Annotated in this window: 17 protein-coding genes and 1 pseudogene; 11 read left to right on the top strand and 7 right to left on the bottom strand. The window is 66.5% G+C overall.

Going from position 1 to position 16,996, the window contains the following annotated elements; all coding sequences use genetic code 11:
- The first annotated feature begins 343 nt into the window (after nucleotides 1-343).
- From BKN51_RS42850 to BKN51_RS42825, 6 genes are all read left to right on the top strand, one after another.
- The gene (locus BKN51_RS42850) at nucleotides 344-544 is read left to right on the top strand and encodes a hypothetical protein (RefSeq protein ID WP_158306860.1); all 201 of its coding nucleotides are present in this window, start codon (nucleotides 344-346) and stop codon (nucleotides 542-544) included.
- A gap of 260 nt (nucleotides 545-804) precedes the next feature.
- Complete coding sequence (locus BKN51_RS42845) at nucleotides 805-1,830, top strand: hypothetical protein (RefSeq protein ID WP_158306859.1); 1,026 nt, start codon at nucleotides 805-807, stop codon at nucleotides 1,828-1,830.
- 212 nt (nucleotides 1,831-2,042) lie between these two features.
- Nucleotides 2,043-2,828, top strand: a complete 786-nt coding sequence (locus tag BKN51_RS42840) for a hypothetical protein (RefSeq protein ID WP_158306858.1) — start codon at nucleotides 2,043-2,045, stop codon at nucleotides 2,826-2,828.
- Between the two features lie 4 nt (nucleotides 2,829-2,832).
- Complete coding sequence (locus BKN51_RS42835; RefSeq protein ID WP_101605662.1) at nucleotides 2,833-3,591, top strand: hypothetical protein; 759 nt, start codon at nucleotides 2,833-2,835, stop codon at nucleotides 3,589-3,591.
- A 1-nt stretch (nucleotide 3,592) separates the two neighbouring features.
- Complete coding sequence (locus BKN51_RS42830) at nucleotides 3,593-6,061, top strand: hypothetical protein (RefSeq protein ID WP_101605661.1); 2,469 nt, start codon at nucleotides 3,593-3,595, stop codon at nucleotides 6,059-6,061.
- Between the two features lie 10 nt (nucleotides 6,062-6,071).
- Entirely contained in the window at nucleotides 6,072-6,653 is a 582-nt protein-coding gene (locus BKN51_RS42825; RefSeq protein ID WP_101605660.1) for a hypothetical protein, read from the top strand.
- Here the strand turns inward: BKN51_RS42825 and BKN51_RS42820 are convergent.
- Together BKN51_RS42820 and BKN51_RS42815 are read right to left on the bottom strand one after the other, a co-directional pair.
- Nucleotides 6,625-6,822, bottom strand: a complete 198-nt coding sequence (locus tag BKN51_RS42820; protein ID WP_101605659.1) for a DUF397 domain-containing protein — start codon at nucleotides 6,820-6,822, stop codon at nucleotides 6,625-6,627. The two genes, BKN51_RS42825 and BKN51_RS42820, sit on opposite strands and share 29 nt — an antisense overlap.
- Nucleotides 6,819-7,706 carry a helix-turn-helix domain-containing protein gene (locus tag BKN51_RS42815; protein WP_101605658.1) on the bottom strand — a complete coding sequence of 296 codons (888 nt, stop codon included), beginning with the start codon at nucleotides 7,704-7,706 and terminating at the stop codon, nucleotides 6,819-6,821. Before BKN51_RS42815 ends, BKN51_RS42820 begins: the two co-directional genes overlap by 4 nt.
- A 442-nt stretch (nucleotides 7,707-8,148) precedes the next feature.
- On the opposite strand from BKN51_RS42815, the gene BKN51_RS42810 reads away from it, so the two are divergent.
- From BKN51_RS42810 to BKN51_RS42795, 4 genes are read left to right on the top strand one after another with little or no spacing between them, the layout of a single operon-like run.
- The gene (locus BKN51_RS42810) at nucleotides 8,149-8,367 is read left to right on the top strand and encodes a hypothetical protein (protein ID WP_146044459.1); all 219 of its coding nucleotides are present in this window, start codon (nucleotides 8,149-8,151) and stop codon (nucleotides 8,365-8,367) included.
- A complete protein-coding gene (locus tag BKN51_RS42805) occupies nucleotides 8,364-8,681 on the top strand; it encodes a hypothetical protein (protein WP_101605656.1) in 318 nt (105 codons plus the stop codon). Before BKN51_RS42810 ends, BKN51_RS42805 begins: the two co-directional genes overlap by 4 nt.
- A complete protein-coding gene (locus tag BKN51_RS42800; protein ID WP_158255860.1) occupies nucleotides 8,678-8,911 on the top strand; it encodes a hypothetical protein in 234 nt (77 codons plus the stop codon). The genes BKN51_RS42805 and BKN51_RS42800 overlap by 4 nt, the downstream gene beginning before the upstream one ends.
- Nucleotides 8,908-9,219: a hypothetical protein gene (locus BKN51_RS42795; protein ID WP_101605654.1), complete on the top strand. Its 312-nt coding sequence runs from the start codon at nucleotides 8,908-8,910 to the stop codon at nucleotides 9,217-9,219. The genes BKN51_RS42800 and BKN51_RS42795 overlap by 4 nt, the downstream gene beginning before the upstream one ends.
- Before the next feature lie 675 nt (nucleotides 9,220-9,894).
- Here the strand turns inward: BKN51_RS42795 and BKN51_RS42785 are convergent.
- The 3 genes and pseudogenes from BKN51_RS42785 to BKN51_RS42775 form a co-directional block, all read right to left on the bottom strand.
- Nucleotides 9,895-10,815, bottom strand: a complete 921-nt coding sequence (locus tag BKN51_RS42785; RefSeq protein WP_158255859.1) for a tyrosine-type recombinase/integrase — start codon at nucleotides 10,813-10,815, stop codon at nucleotides 9,895-9,897.
- A gap of 115 nt (nucleotides 10,816-10,930) precedes the next feature.
- Nucleotides 10,931-11,254, bottom strand: a pseudogene (locus tag BKN51_RS42780) (acyl-CoA dehydrogenase); the annotation flags it as partial.
- 25 nt (nucleotides 11,255-11,279) lie between these two features.
- Complete coding sequence (locus BKN51_RS42775; protein WP_101612973.1) at nucleotides 11,280-12,620, bottom strand: serine hydrolase domain-containing protein; 1,341 nt, start codon at nucleotides 12,618-12,620, stop codon at nucleotides 11,280-11,282.
- Nucleotides 12,621-12,924: 304 nt separating this feature from the next.
- On the opposite strand from BKN51_RS42775, the gene BKN51_RS42770 reads away from it, so the two are divergent.
- Nucleotides 12,925-14,571: a DEAD/DEAH box helicase gene (locus BKN51_RS42770; RefSeq protein WP_101612972.1), complete on the top strand. Its 1,647-nt coding sequence runs from the start codon at nucleotides 12,925-12,927 to the stop codon at nucleotides 14,569-14,571.
- 90 nt (nucleotides 14,572-14,661) lie between these two features.
- On the opposite strand, the gene BKN51_RS42765 is transcribed toward BKN51_RS42770, so the two are convergent.
- Both BKN51_RS42765 and BKN51_RS42760 read right to left on the bottom strand, forming a co-directional pair.
- Nucleotides 14,662-15,594 (bottom strand): acyl-ACP desaturase, encoded by a 933-nt coding sequence (locus tag BKN51_RS42765; protein ID WP_101612971.1) that lies wholly within the window; start codon nucleotides 15,592-15,594, stop codon nucleotides 14,662-14,664.
- A gap of 369 nt (nucleotides 15,595-15,963) precedes the next feature.
- A complete protein-coding gene (locus BKN51_RS42760; protein WP_101612970.1) occupies nucleotides 15,964-16,980 on the bottom strand; it encodes an iron-siderophore ABC transporter substrate-binding protein in 1,017 nt (338 codons plus the stop codon).
- Between the last annotated feature and the right edge of the window lie 16 nt (nucleotides 16,981-16,996).

Genomic DNA, 16,996 nt, shown 5'->3' with positions numbered 1-16,996 from the left:
CTCGCGCGTGTCCGCAAGGACGGCGCGAAGGCCATCACCGAGATGAACGTCGCGATGTCCAAGGGCATCGAAGGCAGCGACCAGGTGGTCGCCGCGAAGGAAGCGGAGCAGGCCCGCGGCCGACCGGGTCGCGGAAGCGCGCCGCGCCGAGCAGGTCGCGCAGGAGCAGGCCGACCGGCACCGCACGGGACGGGGGCTGAGCAGGTCGCGCGCGCGGTTCAGTCCCTCGCGGACACGCAAGCGCAGCAGGCCGCAACAGCGGGAGATGCCGCGGCGAAGAACTCGACCTACGCCCGCCGAGCTCGCGAAGCTGACGCCAGAGGGCCGGAGGTTCGTCGAGACGTTGATCGGCATGAAGGACTGGTCTGAACGTCTCGGGAAGACGACGCAGGCGGAGACTCTGCCGGGCTTTACGCGGCTGATCGAGTCCGGGCGGGACCTTGAACCCGTTCTCGCGCACGGGATAACGGTGGTCGGTGGTGCGATGTCCGACACCGCCCGACAAGGCCGCGAAGCTCGCGAAGTCGCCCGCGTTCAAGGCTGATCTGTGGGCCGCGTTCGACAACGCGGAGCCGGTGCTCGACGCGATCGGGGACGCGACGGTCGATCTCACCGGACGGTGGGTCAAGTTCATGGCCGACGGGCGCCCGGCCGCTGAAGGTCTCGCGGACATGATCGACCGGCTCTCGGCGGGAACACAGGACTTTCTCGACGAGGCGACGCCGGGAATGGACGCATACGGGGCGGGTTCTGCGCACGACCGGCGACATCGGACAGGACTTCCTCGGCTGGCTCGGCCGTCTCGTGTCCCTGTCCGCGACCGAGGCCGCGCCCGCGCTCGACCGCACCGCGTCCGCGCTCCGCGACGTCGAGGCCTTCATCCTCGAAGTCGCACAAGGTGGCCTGCCCGCACTGGTCGGCTCGTTCGGGACCGTGCTCGACATGATCTCGGGGCTTCCTCGCGATCATCAAGCCGATCGCCGGCGAGCTGGGCGGGCTCGCGGGCGGGGTGCTCCCGTTCGTCGCCGCGCTGAAGCTGATCGACAAGGTGACGTTTCGGCGGGGTCACCGGCCAGTTCACCAACATCAAGTCCCGGATGGACGATGCGGACAATGCGCGCGGGGAAGCTCGGCCGCGGGTTCGTCGGCATGATCGATTCGGTGTTCTCGCCGTTCGGGCTCGCGGTCGCTGGTGTCATGACCGCGCTCTCTCTGTACGGCGACATGCAGCGACGCGCCAACGAATTACAGAAGCAGGCAGCCGACGGTGTCAAGGCGTACCGGGACGAACTCAATGCGACCGGCGGTGTGCTCGGAGACAACACGCGGAAGCTCGCCGAGAAGAACCTGTCCTCAATGGACGCTTACAACACCGACAAGAAGCTCGTCGACGTCGCGAAGGAACACGGGATCTCCCTCGCCGACCTGACGGCCGCGTACGAGGGAACCGGCAGAAGCAGCAGGGAGATCAGCGGCACTCTGTCGAACCAGAAAACGCAGTGGTACGAGCTTCACAGCGGCATCGGCGACGTTGTGCAGCAGGTCGGCTACTGGATCGGCGCGTCGGACGAGGGCGGCGACTCTGCGGCGGACCTCGAAGGCCAGCTCAACGGCTTGTGGGACGAGGTCAACAAAACCGCTGAGGGCACCAAGAAGATGACCTACGAACAGGGCATCGCTTCGGGCACAACGAAAACGCTCGACGGCGACATCAAGGAGATGGCCGACTCGACCGGCGACGCAGCAAGCCGCGGGCGCCGCGCTGATCGACTTCCTGCAACGCCTGTCCGGCCAGTCCCCGACATACGAGGACCGGTTACAGCCGCATAAACGACCAGATGCCGCACGCTCGCCGAACTGTTCGGCGCCAACGTCGACAAGACCAAGGGATTCGGACAGGCACTCCTGAACAGCGTCGGCGGGATCGATACCAGCACTGCCAACGGATCCCGGCTTCCGCGACGTCCCTCAAGAGCATCGCCGAGAACACTGCGGGCGCCGCTCAGGCCGCCTACGATCTCGCGATCCAGCAGGGCAAGAGCGTGCCTGAAGCCATGGCCGCGGCGAACGGCGTCGTGTCCGACCAGAACGCTCGCCTTCTTGGCCTCGCGGACTCGATGGGTCTCTCGGCCGAGCAAATGCAAGGCTTGTTGAACAAGTACTCGCTGACGCCCGAACAGGTGACGAGTGTTATCGGGCAACCCGGCATGGAGAACGCGCAGCGGCAGGCCGACGCGTACAAGGGCAAGCTCGACGCGATCCCCCGCGCGATCCCCACGAACTTCAGCGCGAACCCCCAGAACGCCTACAACGAGGTCGAACGGTTCCTCAACTGGTACTACGACTTGGTGACCAATCCGCTACCTCCGTTCACGGTGGCGCCCGGGTCCGGTGGTCTCCCGCTCGGCGACTCCGGCGCGCCGCGCCGAGCGAAGGGCGGCCCGGTCAACGCGGGCACGATGTACCGGGTCGGCGAGGAAGGCGAGGAATTCTTCATCCCGGACACCAGTGGCATGATCGTGCCCGCCGGGCCGACCGCTGCATACCAAGCCGGGATGGAGCGGGCCCGCGCGATGGCGCCGGCAGCACCGACGATGGCTGCGGTCGGCGGTGCTTCGGCGGCCGCGCGCGGTGCTGGCGGTGCGTCGACATCGGCCTCGGGTTCCATGGCGCCGCTACAAATCGGGGTGCAGCAGATGGCAGACGCGGTGACCGAGATCCGTTCACTGACTGCCGCTGTCATGAACCGGCCCGTCGTCTTGGAAGCCGATGGCCGGGTGATCGCGACGGTGTCCGAGCGTGGCGCGGTCAAGAATCAGAGGAGGTGACGGGGTGCTCATCGGTTACCCGTGGGACATCCGCCCCGTCCGCAACCCATTGCGCGGTCTCCGTATATCCACAAAGGACAACCAGGTCGAACACGAGATGATTTCCGGTGCGATCCGGACGACCGCGCGCCCGCACACGCCGCGCCGCTGGTCCGCCTCGTGGGTGAACCTGTCCGATTCGGACGCCCGGTGGCTCAGGTACCTGTACCGCCGTTCCGGTGGGCCGGGCCCGATGGTCGTGATCGACGCCGCGACGCGGAACTTCCAACGCCCAGCGGCGAGTCTCGGCCGCGGCCGACCGGACCAGTGGGCGCCCGGCTCGGGAACGATCGCCGGGCAATCCGACCTATCGAACCTGTGGTCCGGCGGGCTGAACCTCGCCGAGCTGACATGGCGACACCCTGTATGGGGGCGGTGGCCCGTGTCCCCCGGTCTCCTCTTTTCGTTCCGGCACAACGCATCCGCGCCCACGACCGGCGTTGCGTTCTACACCAGGTCGGGCACCTACATGTACAACGTCACGACCCCAAATCAAGAGATCAACGTCTCGCCGCCAGCGGGCGCCGTTTGGGTGCGCCCGTACCTCGTGAAGGCGGGAACGGGCACGCTAACCATCCCGGAGTCCTGCATTCGGTACGGGACGACGATCGGTGCCTCGTGGCGCGAGGGCGAGCACTGCGCAGCCATGACGCTCCGGAACCCGTCGGAAGCGATCCAGGTGCTTCCGCTCCGCGACCTGACGCTCGACCTGCTGGAGATGTGAGATGCAGTTCGAGAACGACGTCGACCTCGCCCGCGCGATCGCCTCCCCCGAGCTGGTGCTTGAGGGCTTACTCGAAGTGGACTGGAACCGCAACGGGCTCTACAACCACAAGTATGCGGACATGTCGTGGCTGACCACACGCGTCACCATCGACGACGGCCCGCTCTCCGGCGGAATGCCGATCGAGGTCAACGACGTGTCGGGCTTCGCATCGTCCCAATTGGACGTCACGTTTGGTGGTGTGCGGTACCTCGACCCGGACGCACAGGCCGCATGGTCGCAGCAACTCGCCGAGCAAGGCCTCACCGCGATCGAGTTCTTCGACCGCTACAACCCGCGAAGCCCGATCAATGGCCTGACGGTCGAGGGCACGCCGATACGGTACGCACGACTCGTCGCCACCGACAGTGGCGAGAAGAAGCTCCAGCAGTTTGAAGGTTGGATTCGCACGCCGGTACTCGACGAACTCGCGCAAACCGTCACCATCACCGCGGGAGACGTCGAGGATCTCGCAGGCGCGCTGCTCACCCTACCGCGGTGGGCAATCGGGCCCGGCCCTTCGTTCGGGCTGGAACCGAATGGGAACGGCGACTATTCGCCGTTACACCCGATCTCCGTCGAGTGGGTCATCGAGGAATGCCTACGGGCGGGTGGCCGTGGTACCGGGCCGATGCCGCGGCCGGACGCGGTTGGCTACTGGACGGTGCACGGGTCGTGGCTTCCGTCGATCGGGCATCTCGGCGGGGTGTATCCCTCGAAGCACACCATCACTTATGACTCTGATTTCAAGTCGTTGAAGTACGGAATCGGCCACAACTGGGCATCTTGGAACGATAACGGGCGCGCGTCCGGCGGCGAAGCGTGGGCGGCCAGCCGTGTCGAAATCCCCTGGCCTGGCAGCGGGGATCCACCTGGATATATCGGAATGGCCGGATGGTTTGAGTCCAATGGTGCCCCGACTGGACCATACTTCCGCGAGTCTGAAATGATTCTTGTACTCGATGACAGCGGAGTAGCCGACCCTGGTCATGTTCGGATGATTGTGGCGAACAACGGTAGAACCGAAGTGCGATTCTACGAGAACCCTGGATCCGGTTCGCCAAACGCGGGCCTATATCGCCGCTGGGAATGGGATAGCAACACCACGGGCGGATGGCACTATCACGCGGCGCATATCACTGTGACCTCTACCTCGATTACGGTGACGCTGCGAATCGATGACGTGGTTAAGGCGTGGACCACGACACCGTCACTAACCGGCGGCTACAGGGAAGCACAGCCGCCGCGCCCTGGTGCCAGCAATAAGATTGTCGCACAAGGCAGGCTGACCCCTTGCCAGCATATGCAGATTTATGCGGGGGATTCGGCAGCAACCTATGACCCGAATCAGAAGCATCCGAAATGGGCACTTGAGGGGAAGCCTGTGCCGTCGGTCCGGACGACCTCGAAGAATCTCGGCTTGACCTGGCTCCCCGATGTGAAGAACCGAAACGCGTGGGAGGTGTTGAAGGAGATCGTCGCTGCGGAATTGGGCACGCTGCACACCGACGAATTCAAACGGATTCATTTTCAGAACGCCGAGGTCGGTTACCTGCCCGCGTACTACGGGGTGGACACGGCACCGAAGCGAACCATTACCCGCGACGAAGTGCAGAACGTTCGAGTTAAGCCGTCGTCGGACCAGTACAGGAACGCTATCGCGATGTCGTGGACAACCACGAAACAAGTCCGCAAAATCGTATGGCAAAATCCTGACGCGCAAAACTACTTCCTCCAAGCGGGGTCCTCGCTGTCCGCCACGGTCTCGATGAGCGACATCGTCGGAATCTACGCAGACGTGGCGTACACAAATGGAACCGCCGCGCCGGCCGACCCGCACCTGTACGGAACACAGCTCTCAGCTTGCCGCGCTGACACGGTCGGCACGGTCGCGCCGTCGGGCTGGTCGGCGAGTGTGGTCTTCGCGGACGACCAGCGAAGCATGGACATATCGATCCTCGGTACGTCGGCACCGATTTACGCCGGGTCTCTGCTTGGCGGCGCGTCGCCAAACTTCACGGTTGGCGGCAACGCCATGGACTCGAAGGCCACTACGCGCGAGATTTTGCAGTCGCCGCCGCAGATCGCCATGCGAGGCGCCGCGCTGCTGGATATCCCGGACAACCCGTGGCGACAGGATGCCTCGACCACGTTCGCGTTGTCCTATATCGCGCTTCTCCAGTGCGTGGACCCGCTGCCACTGCTGGATTCGATCACGATTACGGCGGATCCGCGGCTACAGCTTCGCGACTACGTGCTCGTCGAGGCGGCGTCGGCCACGTACTACTGCCAGATTATCGGGATTCGCCGGTCGGACGGGCCCGACGGCAGCCTCGACACGCTCACGTTGCGGCTCGCCGCCAAGCCGGGCACGTGGGTACTCGACGACCCCGTGCTCTCGATCCTCGACTCGACGACCGTTCTCGCGTAAGGAAACGCCGATGCCAGAAGCAAACTACCCGCTCCGGAACTGGGTGTCCGGTCCCCCGCCCGTCTCGGCGTTCGACATGCAGCAGATCAACACCGGGATTGACGATCTCGACTACCGGCTCGCCAAGATCGAAGACGTCAAGGGCGAAGGCGACTGGACGCTCACCACGACACAGGCTATCCCTGCCAACCAGGACACCCGAATCCTGTTCGGCCTCCAGAACATCCCCCCGGTGGGACTCACGCTCTCGACACAGTCCTACGCCGAGCCCGGCAACATCCACAACGCATCGAAGCTGATTATTACCACCCCGGGCAAGTGGCTGCTCAAGTTCTCGGCCCGCTGGACCAACAGCCCACTCGTTTCGACGGAGCGGTACATCATGATGGGCCCAGCCGCCGGCGGCGCCGTCTACTACGACAAGCAGTCCGCGAGCGGCTACGCGTTCAATCTCTCCGTTACCTGCATGGAGTGGTTCGCAGCGGGCACGGAGATCTGTTGCTTCGCATACAACAGCTCGGCGTCATCGATCGTCCGCGAGGGCGCGTCACTGATCACCGGGCTTAAGGCAACTCAGCTTCGGGCGGCGTAGTCAGGTGCGCGGTGAAAGCGCGCCACTCCCGCCCCGAAAAGGACAGCTCGCCACCTGGGCGGTTCTTCGTGTCGCGGACACGTACCTCGGATCCGAATTTCACCTCGACGCAGTTGCCGTTTTCGCCGGAATAGCTGGAAACGAACCAACCCCGGCGATCGTCACTCATGACGCTTTCTCCCGTCGCGCTATCTCGCGCCTGATCAGATCCACGGATTCCGCCTCGTCGTAGGCGATCTCGTTGACCAGCTCTTTCGCGAGGATCTTGTAATCCGCGACGTCGAGCGGGTCATCGACGAACGAGCCTGTCCTGTGGTGTTCGAGTGCGACGATGGACGGCACGCCGTCGTTGAAATGGTAGAGACTGAATGAACCGAGCAGGTCGCCGTGCCAATCGCCGTCCAGCGGGGCGAGCCGGAGCGTCACGGACCCCATCTCGGCGACCTTCCGCAGGTGCCGAAGCTGTCCGAGCATGACGCCGGGCCCACCGATGTTGCCCTCGATCGCTGGGTGCCCGAGCACAACCGTGTATTTCAGCGGGTCATCTCGCGTGATCGCGTGTTGTCGACCGAGCCGAAGGGTGACCAGGTGCTCGACCGTCGAGGGTTCGGACTTCGGCTTGCTGATGATCGCGCGGGCATACCGCCGATCCTGAATCAGGCCAGGAACGACGAGGGGCGACCACTCGAACATGCCGGTCGCGTTGGCTTCCATCTCCATGACACCGGTGAGTTGATGGGAGACGCCGGTCGGTCCCGGAGTAACCCACGTGCGGCCGCGGGTTTCGGTGCGAGCGAGCTCGAGGATTTCCTCGCGCTCCTTCCCGACGACGCCGATCACGGCGAGCAGTCCGGAGACCTGCTCGGCATCGGGGGACGTGGCGCCGGATGCCCAGCGGCTCACGGTGCTGTGGTTGACGCCGAGCCGTTCGGCAATGGCCCGGATAGTCATTCGCGGGTCGTCAGCCTTGGCCCGATCGAGCTTGGCACGGAGAAGACCGGCGAGCGTCCGGGCCCGCGGGTCTACCGCGGCTACGTCGTTGGTGCGCACCATGCACCAAACCCTATCCGCGCGCTCATGCGCCAACGCTAGCACCGACACCCGATCGGGCCATTGTGTCGCCGGTGCGTAACGGTGCACGCTAACGTGCACCAGATGCACCGTGCACCACTCAGGAGGCAACATGAGCTGCTTGTGGTGGCTGTTACCGCTGATAGTACTTGGTGCAACGCTGCCGCTCGCTCACCGTCTGGTGCGCCCACGCACCAGACGCAAGGACCGGCCGTGCCCCGGATAGGGCCGATCGCTCTCCTGACCGACCTTGACGACGGGCAGCTTCACGCGTTCTCCCTGGCTGCCTACCGCGACGACACCCTCGGCGAACTGGTGTCCGCATGCAGCCCTACGCCTCGCCGTCGCGACCGACTCTCGAACACCGACACCAAGGCGTTCATGTGCACCGCGTGCGCCGTAACCGTCTTAGATGGGGGACCCGATGATCGAGGCTGAAACCCGGCTCAAGCTGCAAAGCGCCCGAAGCGTCATGGTGGCCGTGTCGAACGACGTCTTTCGCGTCTCGCACGGCAACCTGTCCACGACCGACGCCGCGGAAGCCGTCCGCGAGATCGGCATGTCCCTGCACGACACCGGCCAGGGCCTCATGGACGAGGCCGACCGCATGGACGGCTCAATGCCACCTGAGGATCTCTCATGACCGCCGTCCTCCTCGTTGACCTCGGCGCCGTGTTCTTCGAGATCAACGGCGAAACCCACCGCGCACGCCTCGACCGGGTCCCCGCGGACGGCCAGCAGGTTCAAACCCTGTGCGGCGCCATCGCGAAGGTCGAATACCGGGAGCCCGTGAGGCCGATTGTCGGCCAGCCGATCCCGTGGTGCCGTCGATGCAACCACCTCCACGAGGTCGACATCGCGGCAGGTGGCCCGCGACAGGTGGCGCCTCGACGTCCGCCGACACCCCACCCGCGACACGAGATGCGTCGCCAGCTTGGCACCGGGTCGTCATCGTGATGGCCAGTTACGAGGAGTTCCTCGACGACGTCGAGGCGGGCAAGGTCTACATCGGCGGTGTCGGTGTGGGCTCGGATGGCTGGTGGGTACGGACCATCGGCGGGTCTCAGGAACTCAACGACGAGTACCTGAAACACCTCCATACCGCGTACCTCGCCGGCCGCATCGTGATCAGAGGGCCGCAGCTCCACCTCAACCGACCACGTAACAGCGAGAAGGAAGAACAGTGAACGACGCCCCCCGGTTCGACCTCGACGCAATTATCGAGATGGTCGCTTTGACCCGAAGGTTGACCGACCCGCAGACCGTAAGGGCCCAGGCTGTGGCAGTCGAGTTCGCCAAACTGATGCGCGCAGAGCTGCCGCCCGAGCATCTAGAGTCGGCCGGTTTCGCCGTGCTCATGGCCGCCGAGTCTTTGGCGGCATACATGCAGTTCGACAAGCCCAACCGCCTGTATGAGGCCATGACCAGCACCCTCTACTACACCGGGTATGACCTCGTGCGCTGGGCGCGGTCTGGTCAGTCAGGCACCACATGAACGCCCGGTCGGCGCGCTGTCCAGGGATGGGCGTGCCGACCGGGTTACCAACTTGCAAAAAGGAAGGTGCTGCAAAGGCTGACCATGCACTATGGACAGTCCACCCCGGACCGGCACATTCGGTTCGGGGTAAGCGCTTTCCGCAACACCGGTGCGTGCGCCAACCCGGGCGCACACGCACCGGCTGCACGCCGCCCGGGAGTAGGGGCCGGGGATGAACGATGCACCGGACCAGGGCCGACCCGTCTGTACCGTCTGCCACGGCCAGAAGAAGATGTGGGTTACTCGACGCTCGCCGAGCACGGGCCCGGTAACTCGCCGCGAGCTCTGCCCGCGTTGCAAGGGCACTGGCCTTGAGCCGTCCGAGTAGGGCCCGACGCCTAGCGACCCGCGGCGGCATTCCGTCTACGCGCCGCGACGCTCCTCCGCGCGAGCTCGCCGAAGTACGCTTTTCTGGCGCTCGCAGCGGCCAGGGCGCGCGCTTGCGGGGTCATGACGCCGTCCGGGTCGACTTCGCGCTCGAACCGCGCCTCTGCGGCCTCACGGGCGGGCGCGGTGCGCCGCGACCGGTCTGGAGTCTTCGCCCATGACCGGTGCGCGGCGGTCCGCGTCTGGCTGATCTTTTGCTCCGGGGTCATGCCCCGAGTGCACAGCCCCCATGTCACCCGCACAGCGCTAGAGGCGGTCCCCGCGCGCCAACGCCCGGTGGCGGTCGCGAGCCCGCTCGTCGGCCGCTGAGGACCCGTACCACTTCACCATCATGGAACCAGGCGCCCAGCCGCCGAGGCGTTCGAGATCCTGCTCGGACGCGCCATTCGCGAGCAGGTCATGCGCCCACGTGTGGCGCACCTTGTGCGGCCATGTGTCCGGAAGGCCGGCGCGCTCCGCTCGGCGTTTGATCATTTCGTAGACGCCGCTGCCGCTTAGCCGGAACGATCCTCGTGGGTTTGGTCGCGTCGCAACGAACAAGGCAGGTTCTGAGCCGATCTGACGTTGCCCGCGGGCTCGGAGGTACTTTTGGAGCGCAAGCGCGGTCTTGGCGCCGTACGGGATGAGGCGAAAGAGGCCGCCCTTGCCGAGCACCTTGACCTGTTGGTGCCCGCGGTCGACGTCAACAAGGTCGACGCCGCATAGCTCTTTCCGGCGCGTGCCTGTGTCGACCAGCATGCGAATGATCGCGGTATCGCGTCTGGCCACAAAGGACGATCCTGCCGCGGTATCGAGTAACGCGACGAGGTCGTCGTCGGGGATGATTTCAGGCGGTTGCTGTTTCGGGACGGGGAACTCGATCCCATCGATCGGGTTCCCCGTGACGCCGCTGTCTTCTTCCTTGCAGACGTAACGGTAGAAATCGAGCAAGCAGAACAGGCGCATCCGGCGCGTGGCCGCGGTGAGATTGCGCTCGTCCCGGTTGTAAGTGACGTACCTGAGTACGGCTGTCTTGTCTGCGGTCTCGATGTCCTTCTCAGGGCCCCACCACCGAATGAACCGCCCGACCTCCTTGTAGTAGGACTCCTTGGTTTCTTCGCCGATCCGCTCGGTGTGCTTGAGGGCGAGGCGGTACTCCTCGTGCCATTCGGCGCATGTCCCGGTCACCTTAGTTTCCTCCACAACCAACGCTGTGCGAACTGTGCTGGACCAGCACACAGCGCCGTTGTCACCGGAAACCGCAGGTAGGAGGGCCTACCTAGGCAGCGAGGTCAAACGACCTCTGCCACGAAAACCAGTAGTTCAGCCCATAAAAGCCGAGGATTTCCGACAGCGCCGCGACCCGCGCGGTGTCCCAGCGCTTGTCGGGGTCGCCGTCGGCGTTGGCGCCGGGAGTGAGGAACGTCGAGAAGAGGCCTTCCTTGCCCGCGAACTCGATGAAGTCCGCGTAGAAGGTCCGCTCGTGATAGTCCTCGGTGAGCTTGCGCTTGCCACGCTGTTCGAACCACTCGATGGTGGAACGCAGCAGGCGACGCGTCTCCGGGTCGAACTGCCGTGGGTCGTACCCACCCGGGTTCAGCAACAACGCGGTCGCCTTTTCGCTCATCGTCACTCCATGGTCGCCGAAGTTACTACCCGGTAACCGTAGCGCGCCGCCTCGCCGTCCGGCCACCGAACTCGATCGAAGTCACCCGTCCATGCTCGTCCCTCAGGAACCGCGCGGCGGGCCGACGGGTGTCGGCGGCCTTGGCCAGCACGTCTTCACCGACGAAGACGACCTCGAAGGCCGGCGGCGACGGGATGTCCTCCATGGTCACGACCATCTGCCCCCACAGGACGCCGTCCCGGTCGGTGATCTCGAATCCCAGGTCGCCGGTCTCGAAGCGGCCGAGGTACTCGGCGAAATCCGGCTGGGGCGACGGCGGCGCGCTCGCGATCGGGGGCAGTCCCACGAGGTTTTCCAGGCACCAGTCGACGACCCGGGGGCCGAGCACTCCGCCGCCCGCGCTGTTGGTCAGCACGGTCACCGCGAAGTCCTCCTCCGGCAGGGTGACGAACTCCGAAACCTGCAGGTTGCCGACGTTGCCGCCGTGCCGGACCAGCCGCGCGTCGCCGTGGCGCGTGCGCAGCCAGCTGAGCCCGACCTCCTCGAATGGCAGCGCCGCCGCGCGCTGCGGCGCGCGCAGGAGGTCACGGGTTCCGGCGGAGAGCGGAGCCTTGCCCGCCGACTCGCCCGCCAGGAAGAACCGCGCCCATTTCAGCTGGTCGGCGGCGGTGGACCAGAGTCCGCCGCTGGCGCTGTCCGCGCGGGTCAGACCCACGGTGTGCTCGACGGCGGGTCCGTCCTCGCCCAGCGCGTGGCCGACGGCGTGACCGCGGGTGAGCACCTCCCACGGAAAGTAGTACGACTCGGTCATGCCGAGTGGTTCGAGCAGCCGGGTGCGGACCAGTTCCTCGAAGGTGACGCCGGACTCCGCCTCCGCGACCCGTCCGGCCAGCTGGAATCCGGCGTTGCAGTAGGAGAACGCCTCGCCGGGCGGGAACACCTGCGGCAGGTCGCCGAACTGGTCGACGGCCAGCGCCAGCGCGTTGTCACCCCAGCCGGTGGTGAAGTCCACGTCACCGAGGAACCCGGCCGAGTGCGTGAGCAGATGCCGCAGGGTCACCGTCTTCCGCGCGACCGGATCGGCGAGCCCGAGCCCGGGAAGGTACTCGACAACGGGCTTGTCCAGGTCCAGCACACCGTCTTCGACCAGGGCGAGCACGGCGGCCGCGGCGAAGGTCTTGCTGGTGGAGCCGATCATGAACAGCGTGCCGGTGGTGACCGGCTGCCCGGTGTCCACACTGCACACCCCGGTGGCGAACACCGACTCCTCACCCCGGTACGTCACACCCGCCACGGCACCGGGGACGCTCGCCTCGCGCGCCCACTCGTCGAGCAGGCCTTGAAGTTCTTGAACGCTCTTCGACACTCGCGTCACCTTTCACGCCGGGGCTGGTCCGACCAGCGTTTCACCGGGTGAGGGAGCCGGTCTCGTGGAAACGGACGAACATCGGCCGCCCGCTTCGTCGGGCCGCGCGAACGCGGTGCGGGCGATATCACGTAGCCCGGGAGATCACGACCAAGTACACTGGCGTTGCGGTCCGCTCAGTTCTGCCTCGGGCCGCGTTTCGTTGTCGAATGACCACGCGCCGCGACCCCCGAGGTCTGCGCCGGGCAGGACAACCGTTCCTATTCTTACGGAGACACCAGGGCGCACACGCGCCCATACGCTTATGAGCACACCTACTTTCACCGAACTCGGCCTGCCCAAGACCCTCGTGGACTCGCTCGCCGAGCAGGGCGTCACCAGCCCGTTCCCGATCCAGGCCGCCACGCTGCCGCATTCGCTGGCCGGCCGGGACGTCCTGGGCCGCGGCCGCACCGGCTCCGGCAAGACCTACGGCTTCGTGCTGCCCGTCCTCGCCCGGCTCGCCGCCGGCCCGACGCGCCGCCGCCCCGGCCGCCCCCGCGCGCTGGTGCTGGCGCCGACCCGCGAACTGGCCACCCAGATCGAGGCGTCGTTCCTGCCGCTGGCGAAGCCGCTCGGTCTCAAGGTCACCACCATTTTCGGCGGCGTGAGCCCCAACCCGCAGATCACCCGGCTGCGTGACGGCGTCGACATCGTCGTCGCCTGCCCCGGCAGGCTCGCCGACCACATGCGCTCGGGTGAGGCGAAGCTCGACCACATCGAGATCACCGTGCTGGACGAGGCCGACCACATGGCCGACCTCGGCTTCCTGCCCGACGTCCGGCGCATCATGGCCGAGACGCCGGATCGCGGGCAGCGGCTGCTGTTCTCCGCGACCCTCGACGCGGGCGTCGACGTGCTGGTCAAGCGCTTCATGCACGACCCGGTCACGCACAGCGTCGACTCGGCCCAGTCGCCGGTCTCGACCATGAAGCACCACGTGCTGCACCTGGAAGAGACCCACCGGCTGCCGGTGCTGATCGACCTCACCGCCGCGCCGGGCCGCACGCTGGTGTTCACCCGGACGAAGCACCGCGCCAAGCAGCTGACGCGCAAGCTCATGGCCTCCGGCGTGCCGGCGGTCGAACTGCACGGCAACCTCGGCCAGACCGCGCGCACGCGCAACCTGGAGGCCTTCGCCTCCGGTGCGGCGAAGACGCTGGTCGCGACCGACATCGCCGCCCGCGGTATCCACGTCGACGACGTCACGCTGGTCATCCACGCCGACCCGCCGGTCGAGCACAAGGCGTACCTGCACCGCTCGGGCCGCACGGCCCGCGCCGGGGCGTCCGGCACCGTCGTCACGCTGATGACCGACGCGCAGGTCGGCGACGTCCGCGACCTCACCCGCAAGGCGGGCATCAAGCCGACCACGACGCAGCTCGGCCCCGGCCACCCGCTGCTGTCGGAGCTGGCGCCCGGCGAGCGTTCGTTCACCGCGTCGCCGCGGCGGCCGATCGTGGACACGCGCCCGAAGAAGGTCACCGCCGGCGGCGAGGCCATCCGCGGCAAGGGCGAAGAGGAAGAGCGCCCCGCAAACCGGGGCACCAGGACCGGTCGCGGTCGTGGCCCCTCGGCCGGTGGCCGGGGTGCTTCCGGCGGCGGACGGGGCCGTGGCGGCTCCTCGGAAGGCCGTTCGCGTCAGCCGAGGACCGAAGGCGACCGCCGTGGCGGCGCTTCCGCGGGTCAGGGCCGTCGTGCGGCCGAGACCACCGGGCGTCGCGAAGGCGCGCCCAAGGGCGGCGGTCAGGCCCGTCGCGGTGCCACCGACTCCCAGCCGCGCCGGGGTGGCGCCTCCGCAGGTGCCTCGAAGTCCCAGTCGCGCACTCAGTCCGGCGGCGCTCCGGCCCGCCGTGGCGGTGCCGCCGCGTTCTCCGCGGGCACCCGCGCGGGTGGCCGCCGCTCGCGCTAACGCGTGATCAACGACGTGATTCGCGTGATTGAGGCCGTAACTCGTGAGTTACGGCCTCAATCACGCTAGTGCGGGGTTCAGGCACGCGAATCACGCTTTTGCGGCGGCGCGGGCCGCGGCGGCCGCCCGGCGCTCCTCGAAACGCGACGCCTGGGTGTCGAGGCCCTTGAGGAACTGGTCGAGTTCGTCCCGCGCCTTCTCCCCCACCTCGCCGAGCCCTTCCAGCTCGAAGACCTTCCACTGCCGCAGCAGCGGCCAGATCACCTCGTCGTGATGGATCCGCAGGTCGTAGATACCCGCCTTCGCGATCAGCGCGGCCTTCCGCACGAAGCTCGGGATCACCGCGCCCGGCATCTGGAACTGGACGACCTCGTCGGTGATCGCCCGCATCATCGCGTCGGGTGAAAGCTGCAGCGACGCCTGCACCAGGTTCCGGTAGAAGATCATGTGCAGGTTCTCGTCCATCGCCACCCGCGCGAGCAGCTTCTCGCACAACGGGTCCTGCGTGTACTTCCCGGTGTTGCGGTGCGAAAGCCGCGTCGCGAGTTCCTGGAACGACACGTACGCGAAGACGTTCAGCAGTGCCTTGTCGCCGCTGTCGTACCCGGCCTGCATGGTCTGCATCCGGGCCCGCTCCAGCTCGACCGGGTCCACCGCGCGCGTCACCAGCAGGTAGTCACGGATGCAGATGCCGTGACGGCCTTCTTCCGCGGTCCAGCGGTGCACCCACGTGCCCCACGCGCCGTCGCGGCCGAAGGCCCGCTCGATCTCGCGGTGGTAGCTCGGCAGGTTGTCCTCGGTGAGGAGGTTGACCTCCAGCGAGGTCCGCGCGATCGGCGACACCCGCGACTGCTCGGGATCCCAGGGCTCGCCGCCCAGTTCAGCGAAGTTCTTGCCCTCGCTCCACGGCACGTACTCGTGCGGCATCCATTCCTTGGCGACCCCGAGATGCCGGTTGAGGTTCTCCTCGACCGTCCCCTCGAGTTCGAGCATCAGCCGGGTGCTTTCGGGAACCGTCGTCATGCGTTTTGTCCTTCCGGGGTACGGAAAACGCCCACCTACGACACCGTAACTTACGGTGTCGTAGGTAAGCCAGGCACGGAAGGTGAACTCACAGGACCCCGAAACGGACTGGACCTGGCTTTCGCAACAGCACCTCGTGCGATCACCCGACCGGACCGACGCTCTGACCGGCGAGCCAAAGGTTTCTTAGCTACCTACGGAATTCTGGGTGCGTCTGGGTCTTCTCGCGACTGGCGGGCGGCTGTGTCGCGAAAGCCACTTTCGGGACGTCAGATGTCGCGAAAGTGGCTTTCGCGACATGCTCGGCCGCGCTCGACGTGTGGGTCACGGGTCGGTCGGGTGGGCCATGAGCGAGAGAGTGCCCTGACCTCAGGTCGCCGGAACCGCCGCGAGCTTCGGCACCAGCTGCTCGATCGCGTAAGGGACGCTCAGCACCGTGTTGAACGAGATCGCGGCCCCCACCGGCGGATTGTCGTAGGTGATGAACAGATCCCGCTTTCCGGCCGAGACCTTCAGCTTCCCGTACACCGGATCCGCCCGGACCCTGGCCTCCGCGCCGGTGTCGGAGTTCAGCCACACCAGGCGATCCGCGTCGAACAGGTCGAACCGTTCCGAGGTGACCTCGACGACGTTCTTCGCCGGGTCGCTCTCCGCCTTGATCGGGTCGAAGGGCCGGAAGCCCAGCTCGGTCATGAAGATCATCTTCGGGTCGGTCGTGGTGAACGCCGAGAACTTGCCCGCCTCGAAGGTGTCGGCGACGACCATCGACAGCTTCGCGAACTCGGGGTGCTCCGCCCGCGCCTCGGCGAACCGCGCGTCGATTCCCTTGATCAGGTCTTCGGCCTTCTGCGCGAGCCCCAGCGCGCGCCCCACCATCCGGGTCATCTCCTGCCACGGCGCCGCGTAGTCCTCGTACTTCGGCGGCTGCGCGACGACGGGGGCGATCTGCGAGAGCTTGTCGTACTGCTCCTTCTTCATGCCGCTGTACTGGGCGAGGATCAGCTCCGGCTTGAGCGCGGCGATCTTCTCGAGGTTGTAGTCGTCGCGCTCGCCGACGATCTCCGGCTGCTTGTCACCCCAGAGCGCCTGGGTCCACGGCCACTTCCCGTACGGCCGTTCCTTGAACCAGTCGACGGCGCCGACCGGCCGGATCCCCAGCGCCAGCACCGCGTCGTGATCGGACAGGCCGAGCGTGACGATCCGCGACGGCTGCTTCTCCACTGTGGTCGAACCGTATTTGTGCTCGACGGTCACCGGGAAGGTGCCTCGCGCCTCCGGCGGGACCAGGGTCTCGTCGACGGACGGCGAGGACCCGCATCCGGCCACCAGCAAGGACATCATCAGCGCGGTCAGGATCGCCTTGACCCGCACACCGAAATCGGACATGCGGGTAAGGCTAGCC

It is taken from the genome of Amycolatopsis sp. BJA-103 (genome assembly GCF_002849735.1).
Classification (GTDB): Bacteria; Actinomycetota; Actinomycetes; order Mycobacteriales; family Pseudonocardiaceae; genus Amycolatopsis.
The sequence above is the reverse complement of the archived record's forward strand: the minus strand, read 5'-3'. Positions and strand labels throughout refer to the sequence as shown.